This is a genomic window from Chelativorans sp. YIM 93263 (genome assembly GCF_028767125.1).
Lineage (GTDB): Bacteria > Pseudomonadota > Alphaproteobacteria > Rhizobiales > Rhizobiaceae > Chelativorans.
Genome location: NZ_JAKCWP010000009.1, coordinates 87,003 through 107,390, shown reverse-complemented (window position 1 = coordinate 107,390; position 20,388 = coordinate 87,003). Strand labels below are relative to the sequence as shown.

The window sequence follows — 20,388 nt, the reverse complement described above, 5'->3', positions numbered from 1 at the left end:
CGCTCGTTTCCTACGCGAGCGTCCCCCACTCACGTTTCAGCGGCTTGCCGGCGACCAACTGCCATGAGTAATGAACTGTCGATCGTCACAGGCCGGTCATCTGCATGATCAATCGTTGAGGGCGGATTTGCCTTCGACGGAGATGGCCGATGATGGAGTTGAAACGAGCCCGCTACGATAGCTCAATTTTGAGCTTTCAACAGAAGAGAGGGCAGGAGTCATCAGCCTTCCTCATCCCATTCCTACGAGCTGATATGCGTCTCCTGGATGTTGGGTGCGGTCCCGGAACAATCACGGCAACTATGGCGCCACATGTAAAGTCGGTGGTTGGTGTGGATATCCAAGCGCGGTCAATCGCTGCGGCGAACGAACTCGTCGGATCGGAAGGCGGCGGCAATTTCTCGTTCGTTGAAGCCGACATGACCGCGTTGCCGTTTGCGGCAGGAGAATTCGATGCCGTCTTCTTCCACGCCGTACTTTATCATCTGGACACACCAACGCTAACCAAAACGTTGAGCGAAGCGAAGCGAGTGCTGTGTCCTGGCGGCCTGCTTGCGACGAGGGACGCAGATGTTGGCGGTAATGTTCTCTATCCCGATCTCCCCGGGCTGAGAACGTCGCTCGATCTTTGGCAGCGGTGGTATGAGCACGACGAACCGGACGCAATCAATTTTGGACGGCGGCAAGGCGAAATCTTGCGAGCAAATGGCTTCTTGCCGATCTGGACCGGAGCGAGTTTTGTCAATCATAGCATGGATGACGAGACCCGCCGGGAAACGATAGAAGACGCAAAACAAAGCCTGAAATCTCTCGGCCCCAAACTCATGGAAAAGGGCCTTGCGACGCAATTAGAACTCGCCGAAGCCGTTACAGCGTGGGATGCGTGGGGCAACAAACCCGACGCGCTCTACTTGCGATGTCGATGTGAGTGCGTTGCACGCAAGTCAAGTATCTCTGGATAAGCTTAAACCAATCCTCAGGCGGCGGGTCCAACCACGGCGCCAGCTTGATGGTTGGACGCAAAATCTGACCTACGCGTGCCTATCCGGAGATGGCTTGTCACCGCTTGCAGGATCCCGCAGTTCACCATTATTCCATGGAACTACTGTGGGTTCGCCAGTCTGCGGGTCCCGGTAAAATAAATGGGTTTTATCGGTCAAAGCCGGATCACCTAGCTGCGGCGCCACACCGTCGTCAGGCAGCAGGTATATCTTATCGGCACTCGCGGGTGGTAAGCCGTACCGATTGGCGACGACACCTTGTCCATTCCCATCGCGGACGAAAATGACGCCTTCTTCCTTGCTGCCCGTTTGAGAGGACATGAACGTTAGAACATCATCGGCTTGTTTGGTTCGCAGAAACTTGCCATCGGAAAGGACCTTTCCAAACTTGGAGCGGAATTGGTCGATAATCGGCTTTTGATCATTTCGCGCATTATCCGCCAGCCCCTTAAGCCAGTTATTGAGCGAGTCCTTCCCTCCTTTCGGAATTATCATCGGCGATCTTTCGCTCGACGTCTGGACGACCTCCGACAACCACACGGGTGCCTGGAGTTCCTCAATGTGCCCGCCCCTACTTTCGAAGGTGACCTTCGTCATCTCGTTCTGGGCGATTGGCCGGGCCGGGGTTTTGGGACTGCTTTTGTATTGACCGCGAACTTCCATTGTGACCCCCCACAAGAGCAGAGGCACGGGAGGCGTTGAGAAGGACACAGTTGTACGAATGGCTGGCCTGTCATAATCGCCGTACACATTATCGTGGACCTTGCGGCCATTCGGTATGTAACGTGCCGGAGTCGGGGAGTTACCATCGAGACGGAACTTCGCGCTGATTCCATTCCTGAGCTTGTAGTATCCCGCAGCCAGCATCCGGTCGGGCGCGCTGGTGTTGAAGATAACGTCCTTAAGCATCGATTTGGGGTTCGGCACCCGGACAATGTCACCTGTCAGTGTTCTGATGTAGTTATGCGGGAGCTTGTTGGGCACGGCCGATAGGCGGAAACCACTTTCCGACGGAGGGCCGACCAGTGACAGAGCCTGTTCCGCGTCGATGATCCCATCATTCGCCATTGCACGAATCGTGCCCAGGTCCCCCTCCTCTATTGCAGTTAAAAGATCGGGCACCTTTGCGGGATCTTCTACCCTCAATTGCGTCTTGAGCTCGACTTTGCTCAAGGCGAACTGGGCCTGGTCAAAGTGCTGCTTTATCAAAGCATCCCCTGGACGAGGACCATCTTTGATCGTTGATTCAGGCCGCCTTTCCATGCCGACACGAGGAAGCCCGGCGTACAGCTCACTAAAATTCGTCAAAGCTCGTACACGGGGTTTAACCTTCAACTCCGTCATCACCCGATCGTAAGGCAGCTCTCCCTCCAACCGGACAAACTTATCTTTCTCCGAGGCGGGTACGCCCATAAAGTCGTGTTCGCCGACAGCAGGCGTGTATTCCGTGCCTTTCAAAGACGGGCTGTAGGTCACCTCGACCACGGCAGCCGAGCCGTCCCGCGTCATTCCGACTTCCCTGCCGTTCTTTAACTGGACATCAAAGCCAGAGTTTTCAGTGAAAAGTGCTTTGCTTGCGACTTTGGCAAGATCGCTGGCACGGATCGGGAACGCGAGCTGATGGGAGTGAGTCGACAGTCCGACTTCCCGCAAATTGGGATTGCTGCCTTCCTGCGGTCGGTTGGAAACCGCGCCGGAAATGCTCACTTGATCCTTAAGCGGCGTCAAGCTGCGCTGGCTCACGCTGTCCGCCACCGCCCATGCAATTGCGCCATAGTCCGACTTCGTGCCCAGTCCGAACCCATAAGCCGACTTGGTCGGCGAACCCAAACCGATGTAGCCTCCATAGTAAACGACCTTCAACGACACCCCCAGCCGAAAGTCTGGGAGCATGTCCTGTATCGATCTTTCCGTGAGAACCGGGCCGTTCGCGCCATACCGTTCGAGCATTTCATCGAACGGAATGTATGCTTTCTCGTTGTTGTAAAGTTCCACCAGCTGCTCGTTGTTCAGCCCGCGCAGGTAAGGAGATTCTCCTTCGATCCCACTCGGCTTACCATCCTTAGCGCTGGTATAGATATATTCTCCCGTGTCACGCTCAGGCATACCGCTTAAGGTCTGCGTGTCGGGATCCCACACGGCGCGCGGGAAGTCGTTGCTCCTTGCCACCGCCCCGCTTGGCAACACGATCGGGTCACCGCCAGCCGGCCAATCTTGTCCACCATTGGCGATGCCAAGTAGCCCCGAAGCGCCGACATCATCAGTGCCCGCCGGCACCACCTTGACCGGGAACGCCTGTTGATCCGGAGAGGCTTGTTTGTCTGCCGAAGCAATGGGGATTGATCCGTCCCCCGAACGGCCGGCATAGGTGTCGGCTGTGCTTTCCTCGCCATCCCCTCGTCCGGGGGACGATGTCGACATATCGCCGACCCTCGTAGGTGACGGCGCGGGCGTCTTATTGGCGCCAGCATAGGAAACGAAGCTTGCCGCGCCCATGCCCGTACCTGCGAGACCGGTTGTGAAGCCGGTGATCGCGTCGGCGATCTGAAGGCCTGACATCTGGTCATAGTGGAGCACCAGATCTTCGGCTGAGACGTACATGAGGGGTGCGCCGATCACCATCGCGCTCCCGTCGAGCGCGTATGCGGCTTTGTTCAGGCCACCGGCGGTCCGCATATATGTGCTGACCTGCCCCGGGCCGTAGGGCAGCTTGTGCCAGAGCCTGCTCAGTTTCCCCGCGTCGGCGGCTGCGGTGAGTGCGCCGTCGGCGCGCACCGCGCCCATGCCGGCCAGGAAGGCCTGCCCCTTGGTGAGGTTCAGATTGCGCATCATGCCAGCCATGCGAAGACCGCTGGCCCCCATCGGCAGAGCGGTGGTGGCAATCATCGCCATGTTTATAAACGATTCTTTCTCGCCCCACTCGCCGCCATGCTGAAGATGGTTGACCTGGTGCACAACCGCACGCCCGCCGAGGTAAGCCGCTCCCGCGATAGCAAGCGGAGCGGCGACCGGGGCGGCTACTGTAAACGAAGCGGCCGTCGCCAGCGCCGTGCCTATGCCGACAACGGGATCGACCACTTTCTCGAAAGTCGAAACGTTGCGCGCCTGAACGACATCGAGAACAATGCTTCCATCGTCATCAGGCGACATCCGAAACTCCGTCGGCACGATCAGATGACCGTTTTCGGAAAACTGATTGTTGTTGTCCTGAAAATCCTCAACGCTGCTGAAGGACTTCCCGGCAATATCGACGTAGCGGATATTGCCCTCATCATTCTCCACCGCGAACACGGCACTCTGCTGTCTTCCCATTTCTGGATCGACGTAAAAGAATGGCACCGTGCGTACTTTGGCGTCCTCTCCGCCGATGTCGCGGATCTCGCTCTCGACCTTGTCGAGTGCCTCCCTGCCTTCGTCTGTGGTTACATCAAGGCTCAACGCTTCGGCGATCGTGTCGCTGTCCACCGGTTGAAACGTATCATCATAACCCCGGTCGTAGAGGTCCTGCATTTCCACCTGAACGTCGTCGAGCACCTGTTGTCTGTTTTCGTCGAAATACGCGCTTTGCAAGCGCATCAGATGATCATCTGTGGTTGGGTCATCGCGCAGCTTCAACGGCTGTTGACGCTGGAAATTTAGCCATTCCGCCGCGGACTCGGCGGTCGCGCGCGTACTCTCCAGATCCGAGCGCATTTCCCGCGCCATGTCCAAAGCGAACCAAGTCTGAGCGACTTCCGGATCGACCCAACGCCATTCATCCTCTTCGCCGTCTCCGTCGGTGTCCATCTTGATCTGAACCGGCAACTCGTTGGTGCCGAGTGCCTGGATGCCATCCATTTCGTAGCTCTCGGCATCGTCGGGATGTGCCCTAATGGTCCGCCCCGCGAGATCCACGTCTATCGGTCCGAAGCCATTCAAAATTTCCCCGTCGAGCGAAAGCCATTTTTGCGCCAGTTCCGGATCCATCCAGCGCCATTCCCGCTGTTCGTCGTTCTCGCCGCCCGGCATCTCGATCTGCACCGGCAGGTCGCTCTCACTGAGCGCCTGAGCGCCTATTTCCTGATACGCCTCGGCGACGTCAGGGTGCACTTTCAGCGACTGACCTTCGAACTCGATCTCGACGGGCTCGAAATCAGTCGGAATGTCCACATCGGGAGGACGGACTGTGCCGGGACCATGCTCTTCGAGGAGATCGTTGAATTCGGCCTCAAGTTCCTCAATCTGACCGTCAAGGTCCTCAAGGCGCACGCCCAGTTGCTCTGCCAGAACACGGTTGACATTCTCACCGGCGGCCAGTTCGTCCGATTTAATCGTTTCCAATGGAGGCTGACCCAACTTTCCTCCCAAAAGTGCCTGGTATTCCGCGTTGGAAGCCAGCCATTCCTCGCTTAGCGTCCGCTGGTAAAAGTCTTTGTCCTGATTGATCTTTTCCAGGCTGAAGGTCAGCGGGCTGCGCGTGTCGCCATGCTCGAAATGATTGACGATCCAGAGTTGCCCGTCTTCCTCTACGACCTCCTGCCCTGTGAACAACCCGAGATAATCGCCATTGAAGCGGCTGTGCTTTTTATCTTCCTCGAACAGGTGAGAGTTCTGCTCGTTGTACTCGGCGCGCATTTGCTGCTCTAAATCATACGCCTGCAACTCGATGTCCGCGCTCTCGCCGTGTGCATCGAAATATTCGACGTAGGCCTCGCCGATCGTCAGACTCTTATCGAGAATACTCTGCTGGTCCTTGAGCTCCAGCCAGGTGCTCGCCAGTTCGGCATCGACCCAGCGCCATTCCTTCTCCCCGTCGGATTCAATCTGTATCCTGACCGGCTTTCCGCCTTCTATAAGTGCCGCCAGGCCATCGTTCTCATACGCGTCCGCGATATCAGGCGCCAGTTGGACTTTCTCGTCCCCGATAACGACCTCCACCGGGTCGACACCCTCGGGAAGCCCGTCGACGCCCTCGAACTGGCTTTCGAGGTGCGCGATCATCGAGTCCTTAATCAGTCCGTCGCCGCGGGTGCGCTGATAATCCGCCTGATAGAACAGCTTTTTGATGTTCGCCAGAGCGGCCTCATACTCCTTCGCATCGCGCGTAAGGTCGGAGCCGCTACCGGTTTCGGAAACGTACTCAGCATTGGGGTCGGGTTTGTAAGGCAGATTTTCCTGTTGCCTGATGGCCTCGCCCTGCAGACGCTCGGCTTCCTCGTATGCTTCGAGCGCGTCGCCCGCCTCCTCCAGGCGCGCCTCCGCATTCGCCAGATCTGCTTCGGCATCTGAGAGGTTGCCCGTGGGTTCGGGCCGCTTCCAAGAGTATCCATGCTTGCCCAAGGCTTCGTCGAGCGTTTCGCCAGCACCTTCAAGTGCCTGCTCGGAATCAGGATCAAGAGCCCAGAGATTGATCTGCGCGCCAATCTCCTCCAGTTCCGCTTGCCTTTTTTCAAGTTCACCAAGCGCGGTATTTTCGGCGGCGATAGCCTGCGCCACTTCCGGATGGACCCAGCGCCAGACGCCCTCGATCCGAACCGGCCCCCAGTCCCGATCCACGCCTTCGGGCCGCTCACCTTGAAAATCGACGACTATCGGATTGCCTGCGTCATCCTCCTCCACGGTAGGTACAGCTTCGGCGCCAAGGCCATATTCCTCGATGGCGGTTTCGGTCTCTTCCCGCTTCGCGCCCGCCTGCTCCATCAGTTCGCCATAGCTTTTACCGGCGAACATACCCTCGATCACGGTCTTGACGATCTGAGCTTCTTCCGCCTCTGCCGGATCGGCACTATCCGGATTTACGGCTATGAGCGTCTCTGCGATCGAATGTTCTAGGCTGCCCGCTTCGATGTCGAATTCAGTATCGGTATTGTTGTTGCGCAGAGTGACACTGCCGTCCGGGTTCGTGATCAGGGTGTGATCGTTGAAGGTGACCTCCACGGTCGTGCGAGTGCCATCCTCGATAGTTACCTGTTCGCCGACGTCAATAAGGTCGGGATCGCGCCCACCCTCGAAAAACTCTGGGTTGGTCTCCCTTAATTGCTCAAGAGTCACGCCGTGATCGTTCGCGATTTCAATAAGACTGTCGCCAGGCGCAACTTCGTACTCCACCGGCTCGCCGTCATTGATATCTTCGGTTACGGTTTTCGTAATCCGGCCGTCTTCATCGACTCCGATTTCGGTTTCGGTGCCGGCATTCGGGTCCGATATCGTCGTGGTTTTCTCACCCGTCTCGAGGTCGTGAACGGTATGTCGTGAAACGCCGTTGCCGTTTTTCGATACCGTCGTCTCGATGCCGTCTACTGTCGTTACCGTCGTGCTCGTATCATGATGATAGTCGTGGTAGTAAACGGTTGTGTCGCCCGTGTGCGGATCATCAAGCGTTATTGTCTGAACGTCCCCATTGGCATGCTCGGGATCTTCGCTTGAGACCTCCACTCCGGTTGCCTCAAGCTCAGCAACCAGTTGCTCTGTCGTAACCCCCCTGTCCTCAGCAATCTGCCGCAGGCTCTTGCCAGCCGCTAGCTGCTCCTTAATTTCATCCACATTCCCACCGTTCTGGTCCTGCGTAGATGCAAGAACGGTCGCCGCGCCATCATCGTACACCGTGGTGGTCGCTGCCTCCCCCGTCGGCGTTACCGTCTCGACCTTGGTTCCATTCGGCAGCAAAACTTCTTCCGTGATCGTGCCCGATCCGAGGTCGTCCTCATATCGTGTAGTCAACACTCCAGAATCGGAATCATAATCAGTGGTGATTTTGCGACCCGAACCGTCACGCCTCGGCAAAGTGGTTTCGGTGTCCCCATCATCGATGTGAGTCTCATAACTATCGTCGTGATGGTCGTAGTATTCGGTCACCGTTTGACCGGAATCGGGATCATGTATTTCAGTGGTTTGGACGTCTCCATTGGCGCTCTCCGCCTCGGTCTCACCAACCTCCATTCCACCATTCTCCAGGGCCGCAATAACTTCGTCCCTGGTCATCCCCCGGTCTTCAGCAATCTGATCGATGCTCCATCCGTCAGTAACGTCACCGATTATTTCATCAGCGTCCACCAGCGGTTCGGCGTTAACCGGTTCGTTGCGCACGGGTGTGGAATCTTCGAAAACGCTCGGCATCGGCGTGAACTGGGGTGTCGCTGCTTCAAAAAAGCTGTGACCCGAGGAGGGCGGCGACTGAGAAACTCGCGGATATGAATAATCCCCACTGGGCCTGCTGTACGTTGGCGATTGCGAATTAGTCTCAGGCCTGTTCTTGGCAAGTTGAATCTGATCGAACAGAGCCTTTGATTTCGCCTCCAACCGCATTGTGTTGATGATTTTACTGGCCTGTAACAACACGCGAGAGATCATCGCAAATACTCCGAAGGTTCGGTTCGCATCAGCCAACAGGCTGCTCTCTCGCGTACCCGCCCGAATTGACAGCACCTTTTACCGCCGAGCCAGGGGACTCCTTGGAAGACATCCGTCAAGGCATCGGTACCGTGTATCAAGCAAAGAATCGGTTGGTCGTACGGGGTGCGTTCGCGAAAGGATCAGCAGATTCGTAAGATGCCAATGTCACACTTATGTGACATCCAAGCAGCCCGGACGTCCGGCTTCCGAGGGGCTAACCGAGAGATGTCGGGCCGAAGTTAGTTCTATCTTTTGAAGCTGTTAGGCCGGTTCGCAGAACGAAGAACTCCGCAAACCGATCGCCGGCAAGGAGGATTGGCTGCGGCTCGTGTCGATCAGGACGGGTATGTACTCGACCAGATCAGACCCACCGTAACAGCAAGCGTTTGCTGACCCGGCCGCTGAAGAAGCAGGGCGCCGCCCCTCAACCATTTGTCAGCTGATGTCAGCAAGCTAAATTCTTTTCTCTAGGAATTTTATCCCCGCCCTCTCAACCGCCCTTATTCTGCTCCCATCGCTCTCGCGGGAACCGGGTCCGGACCGGGGATCAGGGAGGGCGGCGGCCGCCTCCCCCTCCAGGGATCCGGTACCTGGAGGCATGTGAGGGCCCGCCACAGGCCGGCGGCGCCGGGGTGCTGGGTGACAGTCAGCATCGCCGGACAAACCGGGCACCGGGTGAGAGACGGTGTCGGGCAGCCGCAGAGAAGCCGCTAGGACTTCTTCTTCGGCCCGGCAGAGACCACCCCCTAAGTGGGTGCAGCCGGGCAGGAGAGTGAANCCGGGTCCGGACCGGGGATCAGGGAGGGCGGCGGCAGCCTCCCCCTCCAGGGATCCGGTACCTGGAGGCATGTGAGGGCCCGCAACAGGCCGGCGGCGCCGGGGTGCTGGGTGACAGACAGCATCGCCGGAAAAACCGGGCACCGGGTGAGAGACGGTGTCGGGCAGCCGCGGAGAAGCCGCTAGGACTTCTTCTTCGGCCCGGCAGAGACCACCCCCTAATTGGGTGCAGCCGGGCAGGAGAGTGAAGCCCGAGTGACCGGCCAACCGCGGGACAGCGGCCGACGGGGCGCGTGGAACGCGCCACCTAAACTAATAGAGAGGCTCGGACCACGCGCCCCGTTTCCCGATCTTTGAAATGGCCAGACGGTGACAAGCCGGGCGTGGCGACGATGACGCGCGCGTCTAATCTCAATGAACGATATGAACAATCGTGCCCCATGGATCGTCCAATGTACGCCCTTCTCGAGCTTCCGCGGAACGCAGGCTCACCCAGGCCAACCCAGCGCGGTCGGGATCACGCCGCCCCGCGCCGGCGCTATGCCAGGAATTGGCGCCGATATGGTGATGGTAACCACCAGAGGCGAGGAAAGAAGCATGGGCGCCGTAACGCGCCATGGTGTCCAGACCGAGTGTCTCACGCCACCAGGTTTCCGCTTCCGTCGGGTCGCCGACGCGCAGATGCACATGGCCGATAACCGTGCCGTCCGGTGCCCCGTTCCAGGTGCCCTCGCCCGCGCTGGCGAACAGAGCCTCGAAATCGAGCGGCAGGGTCTTCATGACGACCTGGCCGCCATCCCATCGCCAGTCCTCGCGCGCACGGTCGGCATAAATCTCGATGCCGTTGCCTTCCGGATCGCTGAGATAGATTGCCTCGCTCACCAGATGGTCGGAAGCCCCTTCGAGTGGGATCTGCCTCTTGGTGGCAAAGCGCGCCCACCGGGCAAGATCGGCGCGGGAAGGCAAAAGAAAGGCCGTGTGAAACAAGCCCGCCTCCCGGTCGTCGTCGGGTTTGGCCCCGCTATCCTCCTCAATCGTGAGAAGCGGCCGCTCACCAGCGCCCAGGACGATCGTATCACTGGCCGCGGCCAGCTCCACCAAACCGAGAATGTCCTTGTAAAAGGCGGCAGTCCGGTCCGCATTGCGCGCCTTAAGACCGATATCGGCGACATGCACCGGGGTGGTCGCGGCGAAAGGAAGTTCTTTCATTTCAGTCTCCTGGGAGGCAGGCTGCAATATGGTCCATCTTCCGAATTGGTGATTGGTCCGCCATGGCTACTGGTCATCTGTGTGCGCCCCGAGGGTGCAACAAGACCTTCGGCGCGAACACGCTGTTCACAGTTTCAACTGCATGCCCTTTAAAAAAGTCTGGAGGCGTGTCGGAGCGAAGTTCCCTCAACCGTCCTGAGGGGGAACAGCAGAAAGGAGTCTTCTATGCCAAAGATGATTTTTGTGAACCTGCCCGTGGGCGACCTGGATAAAGCGACCCGCTTTTATCAGTCCATCGGGGCGGAGAAGAACGAGCAGTTTTGCGACGGGACGGCCTCGTGCATGGTTCTGTCCGACACCATATTCGTGATGCTGCTCACCCACGACAAGTTCAAGCAGTTCACGCCCAAGCAGATCGCGGATGCGAAAACGACGAGCGAAGTGCTGCTTTGTGTTTCGGAAGAAAGCCGTGACGGGGTAGACGCGCTGGTAAACAAGGCCGAAGCTGCCGGCGGTGCGGTCGATCCTTGCCCCAAGCAAGACTACGGTTTCATGTACGGTCGCAGCTTCGAGGACCCGGACGGCCACATTTGGGAGGTGATGTGGATGGACGTCGAGGCGGCGCAGGGACAGACGGAAGCGGCTGCAGGTTAATTCGATACCGCCGGTTTCTCGCGGGACCGGCGGTTCATCAAATCGCCCAAAAGCGGTTGCGACTCTTCTGCTTGCTCGCTAGATGCGGCGGCATGAAAGCGAAAGACGCCGATATCCTCATCATCCCCGGATACACCAATTCCGGTCCCGATCACTGGCAGAGCCGCTGGGAAGCGCGCATGTCGACCGCGCGCCGTGTCGAGCAGGCCGAGTGGTCGAAACCGGTCCGCGAAGACTGGGTCGGAAGGGTCGTGGAAGCTGTCAACGAATCGGAGCGGCCGGTCGTCCTGGTCGCACATTCGCTGGGGATTGCCTGCGCGATTCACGGCATTCCGGAATATAAAAATGAGGTGGTCGGCGCATTTTTCGTTGCTCCGCCAGAGGTGGATAATCCCAGGATCAGGCCGAAACACTTGATGACGTTCGGTCCCTACCCACGGGATCCCCTGCCCTTTCCGTCGATCGTGGTGGCCAGCCGCGACGACCATTTTGGCAGCTTCGAAGCCGCGGAGGACATCGCTGCGGCGTGGGGCTCGAAGTTCCTGGATGCAGGCGAAGCCGGTCACATCAACGCAGAATCGGGCTTCGGCCCATGGCCCGAGGGAACGCTCACTTTCGCGCATTTTCTGGCGAAGCTGTCGCCGCAGTAGATATCGGGCCCCTTGCTGCGCAAAAGCGCATTGAACTTCAGGTCCTCGTCGTGACGAACTCGCGTTCTAACGTCGCTCACGTTCCTTGAAAGGGGACATGGCCTTGCCTCCGGCCAGCGCTCTGCGCGCGGCGCAAGCGCCATATCCGTTTTTAGAGACAGCGGATAGCGGCCCGTTCAATGTGGAGCCGCAATCATCCGTTTGTACCTAGGAGTTTACCTGATCGATCGCCTGGTTGAGCAGTTCGATCATTTTCTGACGGATTTCGTCATCGGAAACGGACACACTGGCCGTGTCAAAATCCTTGCGAACCTTGCGAAAAACGTCTTCGTCGCCCGCCTCCTCGAAATCGGCCCGGATGACCTCTCGAGCGTACTCATCCGCTTGAGCGCCCGCCTTCCCGAGCTTCTCGGCGGCCCAAAGGCCGAGCAACTTGTTTCGGCGCGAGACGGCCTTAAACTTCAACTCCTCATCACGTACGAACTTGCGTTCAAACGTCTCTTCACGATCTTTCATACTGGACATGAATTCTTACCTCTTCCGTATCCGATCCACACCGACGGACAATCGTCACCCAGATAGAGACAGCCCTCCGGCAGACGGTCAATAGGATAATGTCGACAGGACAATTCCGGTAGAGATGCGGTAAATCCCATTGTGGTGATGTCCCGTTTGCGCTACAGACCCGCGGAGCCAGTTGGCGCACGCCCTCTTGCCGAGTCGGCTAGTGTCCAGGCGCTTGAAAGACCGGCAGACAAGCAGAGAAAGCCATGAACCGTCGCCGCCGCATTTATGAAGGCAAGGCCAAAATTCTTTATGAAGGCCCAGAGCCCGGTACACTCATTCAATTCTTCAAGGACGAAGCTACGGCCTTTGATGGCAAAAAGTATGAGGTCCTCGACGGAAAAGGCGTGCTCAACAACCGGATCTCGGAATACCTGTTTGAGCATCTGAACCGGATTGGCATCCCCACACACTTCATCCGCCGGCTGAATATGCGCGAGCAGCTCATCCGCGAGGTGGAGATCATTCCTCTGGAGATCGTGGTGCGCAACGTCGCCGCCGGCTCGCTCGCGAAGCGGCTCGGTCTCGAGGAAGGTACGGTTTTGCCGCGTTCGATCATCGAGTTCTATTACAAGGCCGACGCGCTCCACGATCCCATGGTTTCGGAAGAGCACATCACCGCATTCGGCTGGGCCAGTCCACAGGAGATCGACGATATGATGGCGCTGGCCATCCGCGTGAACGATTTCCTCTCCGGCCTGTTCCTCGGCGTCGGCATCCAGCTTGTCGACTTCAAGATCGAGTGCGGACGCCTGTTCGAGGGTGAGATGATGCGCATCGTCGTGGCTGATGAGATATCGCCCGATTCCTGCCGTCTGTGGGATGTGACGACACAGGACAAGATGGACAAGGACCGCTTTCGCCGGGACCTGGGCGGGTTGCTCGAAGCTTATCAGGAGGTGGCCCGGCGCCTTGGGATCATGAACGAGAACGATACCCCAAAGGCGAGCGGACCGGTTCTGGTCTCATCAAAGCCCGATGGCGAAACGCGGCATTGATATACCACTGACATATGAGCGGAGTTGGCTGAAGTGATAAAGGCGCGCGTCATCGTCACCTTGAAAAACGGCGTGCTCGATCCCCAGGGCAAAGCCATCGAGGGCGCACTGGGCGGCCTTGGCTTTTCCAGCATCGGTTCAGTGCGGCAGGGGAAGGTGTTCGACGTAGAACTCGATACGGCTGACCGCGCGCAGGCGGAAGCCGCGTTGGAAGGCATGTGCGAGCGTTTGCTGGCAAACACGGTAATTGAAGATTACAGTATAGCCATTACCTGAAGTGGCAGGCGCCAAATGGCCGAAGGGCCGCAAAAACCTCACGGTTCCAATTTATGAAATCAGCCGTTATCCAGCTTCCCGGACTTAATCGCGATCGCGATATGATCGCCGCGCTTACCAAAGTCTCGGGCCGTTCGCCCGTGACCGTATGGCAGACCGAAACGGAAATTCCGGATGTGGATCTCATCGTCCTGCCCGGCGGCTTCTCCTATGGCGATTACCTGCGCTGCGGAGCCATTGCCGCACGCATGCCGGTCATGAAGGCAGTGGCCGAGAAGGCTGCCAAAGGCGTCATGGTCATAGGCGTGTGTAACGGCTTTCAGATCCTGCTCGAGTCGGGGCTGCTGCCGGGCGCGCTGATGCGGAACGCCTCTTTGAAATTCGTCTGTCGTGAAGTGAAACTGCAGGTGGCTAACGCCAACACCGCCTTCACGCGTAGCTATGCGCCAGGCCAGATCATTCGCTGCCCTGTCGCCCATCACGACGGAAATTATTTCACCGATTCTAAGACGCTGGAGCGGATCGAGGGTGAAGGACAGGTGGTGTTCCGCTACGTTGAAGGCACTAATCCCAACGGTTCGATCAACGATATCGCGGCGATCGTCAACAGAGGCGGCAATGTGCTGGGCATCATGCCTCACCCGGAAAACCTCATCGAATCTGCTCATGGCGGGACGGATGGGCGCCTGCTCTTTGAAAGCGTGCTAGGCAAAGCCGCGTGAGGAGAGCGGAACGGGCGCGAGGGCCGAGCCATCGCCGGCTCACCGGGCTGATGATCATCGCGCTGTCGCTCGCGGGATGTCAGGGGACCGGCGGCTCCTCTTCGATGCGGACCGACTCCGATGATGCCATCCAAGCTCTACAGCGTGTCAACGAGGCTGGCGTGAAATGCTGGATGGATTCGGCCGGATTTGAAGATCTTCGGCTTATTCCGGAGCTTGATACCACTGTCGGGCGCCCGCGCCTGCTTCTCCTTGAAAAGGGCAAGACGCGTGGATTGCCACTCATGGTCATTGAAGCTTCCGGTGCGCCGGTGAAAATCGAGACCTACGGTCCGCTCTCCGGCACTCCAAGCGGTGAGCGCGTCAATGCGGATATCGGGCGTTGGTCCGCGGGTTCTCTTACCTGTCAAGCGTAGAGACTCCGCTTCAATTCCAAAACGGGCGGCATGCCTTTCCTGTTGGCTGAACTGCGCGCGCGGCTGGTACAATCGACGTGGCCGCAGCGATCCGCGAGAAGTGCATCGCGGGAATAATCCACGCCTTGCCATGATGCGCTCCGCGCTCGACGGTTTCGACGTTCGACTGCTGCCCCGTGCGGCGTTTTGGATATCTTTGCGTGTTTTTTCACACATAGACGGTGAAACCCGCGCCAAGCTGCGCTATGAGGCCCGGGCATCAGCGCCTTGGAATCGATAACCAGCCATGACCATTCCGAACACCATCCGCATCACCGAGGAACTCGTCGCCGCCCACGGGCTGAAGCCGGACGAGTACCAACGTATCCTCGACCTCATCGGCCGCGAACCGACTTTTACCGAGCTTGGCATCTTCTCGGCGATGTGGAACGAGCACTGCTCCTACAAAAGCTCCAAGAAGTGGCTACGCACCCTGCCGACCTCCGGTCCGCGGGTGATTCAGGGGCCGGGTGAAAATGCCGGCGTGGTGGATATCGGAGACGGACAGGCGGTGGTCTTCAAGATGGAGAGCCACAACCACCCCTCCTATATCGAGCCCTATCAGGGAGCTGCCACGGGGGTCGGCGGCATCCTGCGCGACGTATTCACCATGGGGGCGCGGCCCATCGCAGCCATGAACGCGCTGCGCTTCGGCGCGCCGGAGCATGAAAAGACCCGCCATTTGGTGGCGGGCGTGGTGGCCGGCATTGGCGGCTATGGCAACTCATTCGGCGTTCCGACCGTGGGCGGCGAGGTCAATTTCGATGCGCGCTACAATGGCAATTGTCTTGTGAACGCCTTTGCGGCGGGCCTCGCCCGCACGGATGCGATCTTCTACTCCAAAGCAGAGGGCGTCGGCCTGCCGGTCGTCTATCTGGGCGCCAAGACGGGGCGTGACGGCGTGGGCGGTGCGACCATGGCCTCCGCCGAGTTCGACGCGGACATCGACGAGAAACGCCCGACCGTCCAGGTGGGCGATCCTTTTACGGAAAAATGCCTGCTGGAAGCGTGTCTGGAACTCATGGAGACCGGTGCGGTCATCGCGATCCAGGATATGGGCGCGGCCGGGCTTACCTGCTCCGCGGTCGAAATGGGCGCCAAGGGCAATCTCGGGATCGAGCTTGACCTCGACAAGGTGCCGGTGCGCGAAGAGCGCATGACGGCCTACGAGATGATGCTTTCGGAAAGCCAGGAGCGCATGCTCATGGTTTTGCGGCCCGAAAAGGAACATCAAGCCGAGGCGATATTCCGCAAATGGGGGCTCGATTTCGCCATTGTCGGCAAGACGACCGATGACCGGCGCTTTCGCGTGCTGCATCAGGGCGAGGAAGTCGCCAACCTGCCGATCAGGGAGTTGGGTGACGAGGCACCGGAGTATGATCGGCCCTGGGTGGCCCCGGAAACGCGCCCTGCCCTTGATCCCGCAGGCCTGCCGCCGACCGATATCGCAGATGCTCTCCTGAAACTTCTCGATTCGCCGGACCTTTCCTCCCGCCGCTGGGTCTGGGAGCAGTACGACACGCTCATCCTGGGCAACTCGCTGCAAATTCCAGGTGGAGATGCCGGGGTCGTGCGTGTGGAGGATCATCCGACCAAGGCGCTGGCCTTCTCCTCGGACGTGACGCCGCGTTATTGTGAGGCCGACCCGTATGAGGGCGGCAAACAAGCCGTTGCCGAGTGCTGGCGAAATCTGACCGCCACCGGCGCCGAGCCGCTGGCCGCTACCGACAATCTCAATTTCGGTAACCCGGAGCGGCCGGACATCATGGGCCAGTTCGTACGTGCGATCGAGGGTGTGGGCGAAGCCTGCCGGGTGCTCGGTTTCCCCATCGTTTCCGGCAACGTCTCGCTCTACAACGAGACTCTGGGTGAGCCGATCCCGCCCACGCCAACCATTGCCGGCGTCGGCCTCATTCCGGATTGGTCCTACATGGCGCGTATCGCCTTTCCCGAAGAAGGCCAAGCCGTACTTCTTGCCGGCGCGCCGGAGAACTGGGGCGAGCATTTGGGCCAGTCGGCCTATCTGCGAGAGGTGCACGGTAAGGCGGAAGGCACATCGCCGCCGGTCGATCTTGCGCATGAAAAGCGCGTCGGCGATTTTGTGCGCGGACTCATTCGCGCCGGCAAGGTCACGGCCGCGCATGATTGCTCCGATGGCGGCCTGGCGGTCGCGCTGGCAGAAATGTCTGTGGCCGGTGGAATGGGCGCGCACATCGATTCGCCGCCCGGAAATCCGAGCACCGCGTTTTTCGGCGAGGATCAGGGGCGCTATGTCCTTACCTGCAAGGTAGATGACGTGGATGAACTGCTCGATGCCGCGCGCGCGGCTGATTTATCGCTTTTCACCATCGGTACGACTGGCGGCAGCGAATTGAAACTGGGCGATGCGCGTGCCATATCGGTCACAGAGATTGAAGAAGCCCATGAGGGCTGGTTCCCGCACTTTATGCAAGACTAAGGGGAACCCAAGGGGAGATTACTCGATGGCAATGAGCGCCGGTGATATCGAACGCCTGATCAGGGAAGCCATTCCCGACGCGAAAGTGACCATTCGCGATCTCGCCGGTGATGGCGACCACTATGCCGCCGAAGTTGTCTCCGAAAGTTTTCGGGGAAAGACCCGCGTGCAGCAGCACCAGATGGTCTATGACGCCCTGAAAGGCGAGATGGGCGGCGCACTGCACGCCTTGGCCTTGCAGACGAGCGTGCCGGAATAAAGTTTACCACGAGCCGATCCGCTTGTGTCGATGAACATCCGACCCGCCGGCAAAGGCGATCTCGTCATGATCGAGCGTGTCCGGCGCGAAACTTTTGCGCACTTTGCCCCGGCACACTACTCGGCGGAGGAGGTCGACAACCTTCTCGAAAACTTCGATGCGGCAGAAGCACTCGCCATGATCGAAAACGGCAGCCTGTTCGTTGCCGAAACTGGCAGCGTCATCGTTGCCTGTGCAGGCTGGCATCGAGAGCACATCAGACATGTCTACGTTAAGCCGGCGATGACTGGAATGGGCATCGGCAGCACCGTGCTATCTCACGCAGAAAATGATTTTCAGAAGCGCACCAGCGTCCCGACGATCCAGGCCAATGTGATCCTCTACGCCGCGGGTTTTTATCGAAGGAGCGGCTACAGCGTGATTTCGGAAGAGCGCGCCTGGGACGGCAGTGCCTACTATCGGATGAGCAAAGAACTCGGCTCTCCTTCAGGATTGTGATCCGGCTGTTCAGCGCGCTACGGCGCCTCTGCGCGTCTTGAAAGCCGCATGTTCAATTCCCAATTTTCAGGTGCCGGTCGCCGAGAGGGACCGGCCCCGGGCGCCAGTCGATTGGCGCTCCTCGTATCCATGTTGCTCAATGGAGGATGTGGTTATGAAAACAATTGCCAAACCATCTCTTCAGCGGTCGAACTTGGGCCTGACCGGCTTTCCCTAAGCAATTTCTTGAGAGCTGCCGCTGCTCGCAGGCAGCGTGAATTCTGGCTTTTGGATGTCACACGAGAGATGGAGGCGAGACAATGTATATGCGTGACCTTATCCCTTGGAGCCGTACTGCCCAAAGGGCTCCTGCCCCTTATCGGGACAACGACAATCCCTTCCTAACCTTGCACCGGGAAATGAACCGGCTGTTCGAGGACGTGTTCAGGAGCTTCGATGCACCTGCCACGTTCGGAAACATGTCGGGCTGGACTTCCTGGCCCAGCGTCGAGGCCAGCGAAACCGACAGTGAGATTCGGGTTTCCGCCGAGCTTCCCGGCCTCAACGAGAACGATGTAGAAGTCCTGCTCAACGACGATACGCTGGTTTTGCGCGGCGAAAAGAAAACCGAAACTGAAGACAAGGACCGGCAATTCAGCGAGCGTTTTTACGGACGTTTTGAGCGACGCATCGCGCTCGGCACGGAGATCGACGAAGATAAAGTCTCCGCGAGTTTCAAGAACGGCGTTCTGACCATCAGCCTGCCGAAGATGGAGAAGGCGCGAAGCAAGGCGAAGCGTATCGCCATCAATGAAAAGAGCTGAAGTCCGTGTGAGCCGGATTCTGCACTTGGCCGTACCGCCTTCCCAGGCGGTCGGCCTCCGCTTTAACCTGGAGAGGAAGATGAATAATCTAGTGTTTAGCGAACCTGTCTCGGTGGTTGTCGGCCTGAGCTTTCCCGCGCGCATCGACTCTGTGGCGGCGGCGTATGGACTTCTTTGCGAGTGGCCGCAACACAAGCGCGACGCCGCATACACCATAGCGGCGAATGCATGCCGCGCCGCATTCCGCGGTGAGATCGAAGCCGACACGGCGCGCAAGCCTTTCCTCGCCTTCGCACGCAAGCACGGCATTCTCATGCCCGAGAGCGATCCTGTCATAGCGGCTCGACACGGTCCGACGGTCAGCCAGCCGACGATGGCTTAACCACCTTTATGCGAGAGGCCCGGCGGAGGCCTCTCGCGTGTCCGGCTACATCCGGGACGTTCAGCCGCGTTTCATCCTGATTAAAGGATGAGGCAACCCGTTGTCGTCCAGAGGGCGACGGCCCACCGCAACGAAATCCAGGTGTTTGTAAAACGCCAGTGCCGGCGCGTTCTCCTCGTATACCTCGACCGTCAGCGGCGATCGGTCCCTCGACGCGTGATCGACCAGACGCCTGCCGATCCCGCTGCCCTGCATTGCAGGATCGATGAAAAGCCCGCCAATATGGCAATCAAGCAGGCTGACGAAGCCTGCCGGCTTGCCCTTGCAAACAGCAACCCAAGTTTCCGCCCGAGGCAAATAGACCTTTCGGATCAGATCGCGTTGCTGCTCGAGCATTTCGAGCGGCAGAAAATGATGGGCTTGGCACGAAGCTTCAAACCAGATCTCGACAAGGCGGTCGGTATCCACCGCTTCCAGGCGGCGGATGCGCAGAGAATTTTCGGCTGACATGATTGTCTCCGATAAAATAATGGAATCGGGTGAAGGACCCTTGCGGGCCCGCCTGCATTTGCAGGATTTCCGATTTTCAGCCCCTGCGCATAAAACTCCTTCTGCTGACCGCACCGGCAGATAGACGAAAAGATGATGAGAATCAATCACGTGATCCACGCGTATCCGACCGCCACTGGCTTGTCCCACCGCCTTCCGGGGAGAGAGAATCCACCCCGGCGCATTGCGTTGAGCCGTATGGTGCAATAGATATGGGCAAAGCATGGCAAGCGCCGGGTCAACCGGTGATGAAAGGACGACGCGATGAGCGGAATCAACGAATTCATCGATAACGAGGTGAAGGCGAACGATGTTGTGCTCTTCCTGAAGGGCACGCCGGGCTTTCCCCAGTGCGGCTTCTCCGGCCAGGTCGTACAGATCCTCGATTACCTGGGTGTCGACTATAAGGGCGTGAACGTCCTCACCTCCGACGAGCTGAGGCAGGGCATCAAAGATTATTCCAATTGGCCGACCATTCCGCAGCTCTACGTAAAGGGCGAATTCGTGGGCGGATGCGACATCATCCGCGAGATGTTCCAAGCGGGGGAACTTCAGTCGTTCCTCGCGGAAAAGGGCGTGAGCGCGCGCGGCGCCGCCTGATCGGAAAAGCCCTACCGGATTAATCGTATCCCGGTAACGTTTTGGAATGACAAGAACGGTTTTCATTTTCATCGTGCGTTAATCTGATTAGCGCACGCATATAGTGCGTGCCCTGCTCCATCCTCTTCCGAGGGAACGGGTATGCTTTTGTTTCGCAGGCAC

At 58.6% G+C, this 20,388-nt stretch carries 17 protein-coding genes; 13 read left to right on the top strand and 4 right to left on the bottom strand.

Features of this window, described 5'->3' with window-relative positions:
* The first annotated feature begins 149 nt into the window (after positions 1-149).
* Positions 150-962, top strand: coding sequence for a class I SAM-dependent methyltransferase (locus LY631_RS17320; RefSeq protein WP_274426845.1), 813 nt, complete (start codon positions 150-152; stop codon positions 960-962).
* 69 nt (positions 963-1,031) lie between these two features.
* On the opposite strand, the gene LY631_RS17315 is transcribed toward LY631_RS17320, so the two are convergent.
* Together LY631_RS17315 and LY631_RS17310 are read right to left on the bottom strand one after the other, a co-directional pair.
* The gene (locus LY631_RS17315) at positions 1,032-8,366 is read right to left on the bottom strand and encodes a LysM peptidoglycan-binding domain-containing protein (protein ID WP_274426844.1); all 7,335 of its coding nucleotides are present in this window, start codon (positions 8,364-8,366) and stop codon (positions 1,032-1,034) included.
* 1,194 nt (positions 8,367-9,560) lie between these two features.
* Positions 9,561-10,358, bottom strand: a complete 798-nt coding sequence (locus LY631_RS17310; RefSeq protein WP_274426843.1) for a VOC family protein — start codon at positions 10,356-10,358, stop codon at positions 9,561-9,563.
* A 225-nt stretch (positions 10,359-10,583) separates the two neighbouring features.
* Here LY631_RS17310 and LY631_RS17305 point away from each other — a divergent pair, with 225 nt between their 5' ends.
* Both LY631_RS17305 and LY631_RS17300 read left to right on the top strand, forming a co-directional pair.
* Positions 10,584-11,012 (top strand): VOC family protein, encoded by a 429-nt coding sequence (locus LY631_RS17305; protein ID WP_274426842.1) that lies wholly within the window; start codon positions 10,584-10,586, stop codon positions 11,010-11,012.
* A gap of 92 nt (positions 11,013-11,104) precedes the next feature.
* A complete protein-coding gene (locus tag LY631_RS17300) occupies positions 11,105-11,662 on the top strand; it encodes an RBBP9/YdeN family alpha/beta hydrolase (RefSeq protein ID WP_274426841.1) in 558 nt (185 codons plus the stop codon).
* Between the two features lie 207 nt (positions 11,663-11,869).
* Here LY631_RS17300 and LY631_RS17295 read toward each other — a convergent pair whose 3' ends face one another.
* Positions 11,870-12,187: a DUF1476 domain-containing protein gene (locus LY631_RS17295; protein WP_274426840.1), complete on the bottom strand. Its 318-nt coding sequence runs from the start codon at positions 12,185-12,187 to the stop codon at positions 11,870-11,872.
* Positions 12,188-12,432: 245 nt separating this feature from the next.
* Here LY631_RS17295 and purC point away from each other — a divergent pair, with 245 nt between their 5' ends.
* The 9 genes from purC (at position 12,433) to LY631_RS17250 (ending at position 19,077) form a co-directional block, all read left to right on the top strand.
* Entirely contained in the window at positions 12,433-13,224 is a 792-nt protein-coding gene (gene purC, locus LY631_RS17290; protein WP_274426839.1) for a phosphoribosylaminoimidazolesuccinocarboxamide synthase, read from the top strand.
* A 33-nt stretch (positions 13,225-13,257) separates the two neighbouring features.
* Entirely contained in the window at positions 13,258-13,500 is a 243-nt protein-coding gene (gene purS, locus LY631_RS17285; protein WP_274426910.1) for a phosphoribosylformylglycinamidine synthase subunit PurS, read from the top strand.
* A 53-nt stretch (positions 13,501-13,553) separates the two neighbouring features.
* A complete protein-coding gene (purQ, locus tag LY631_RS17280) occupies positions 13,554-14,222 on the top strand; it encodes a phosphoribosylformylglycinamidine synthase subunit PurQ (RefSeq protein WP_274426838.1) in 669 nt (222 codons plus the stop codon).
* Positions 14,219-14,638 (top strand): hypothetical protein, encoded by a 420-nt coding sequence (locus tag LY631_RS17275; protein ID WP_274426837.1) that lies wholly within the window; start codon positions 14,219-14,221, stop codon positions 14,636-14,638. The genes purQ and LY631_RS17275 overlap by 4 nt, the downstream gene beginning before the upstream one ends.
* 286 nt (positions 14,639-14,924) lie before the next feature.
* Entirely contained in the window at positions 14,925-17,135 is a 2,211-nt protein-coding gene (gene purL / locus LY631_RS17270; protein WP_274426836.1) for a phosphoribosylformylglycinamidine synthase subunit PurL, read from the top strand.
* Positions 17,136-17,160: 25 nt separating this feature from the next.
* Entirely contained in the window at positions 17,161-17,394 is a 234-nt protein-coding gene (locus tag LY631_RS17265; RefSeq protein ID WP_274426835.1) for a BolA family protein, read from the top strand.
* Between the two features lie 66 nt (positions 17,395-17,460).
* Positions 17,461-17,892 (top strand): GNAT family N-acetyltransferase, encoded by a 432-nt coding sequence (locus tag LY631_RS17260; protein ID WP_274426834.1) that lies wholly within the window; start codon positions 17,461-17,463, stop codon positions 17,890-17,892.
* A gap of 299 nt (positions 17,893-18,191) precedes the next feature.
* The gene (locus LY631_RS17255; protein WP_274426833.1) at positions 18,192-18,695 is read left to right on the top strand and encodes an Hsp20/alpha crystallin family protein; all 504 of its coding nucleotides are present in this window, start codon (positions 18,192-18,194) and stop codon (positions 18,693-18,695) included.
* A 79-nt stretch (positions 18,696-18,774) separates the two neighbouring features.
* The gene (locus LY631_RS17250) at positions 18,775-19,077 is read left to right on the top strand and encodes a DUF982 domain-containing protein (RefSeq protein WP_274426832.1); all 303 of its coding nucleotides are present in this window, start codon (positions 18,775-18,777) and stop codon (positions 19,075-19,077) included.
* 60 nt (positions 19,078-19,137) lie between these two features.
* Here the strand turns inward: LY631_RS17250 and LY631_RS17245 are convergent, their stop codons facing one another.
* A complete protein-coding gene (locus LY631_RS17245) occupies positions 19,138-19,746 on the bottom strand; it encodes a GNAT family N-acetyltransferase (RefSeq protein WP_274426831.1) in 609 nt (202 codons plus the stop codon).
* Positions 19,747-19,890: 144 nt separating this feature from the next.
* Between LY631_RS17245 and grxD the strand changes: the two genes are divergently transcribed.
* Positions 19,891-20,226, top strand: coding sequence for a Grx4 family monothiol glutaredoxin (gene grxD / locus LY631_RS17240; RefSeq protein WP_274426830.1), 336 nt, complete (start codon positions 19,891-19,893; stop codon positions 20,224-20,226).
* Positions 20,227-20,388: the final 162 nt, after the last annotated feature.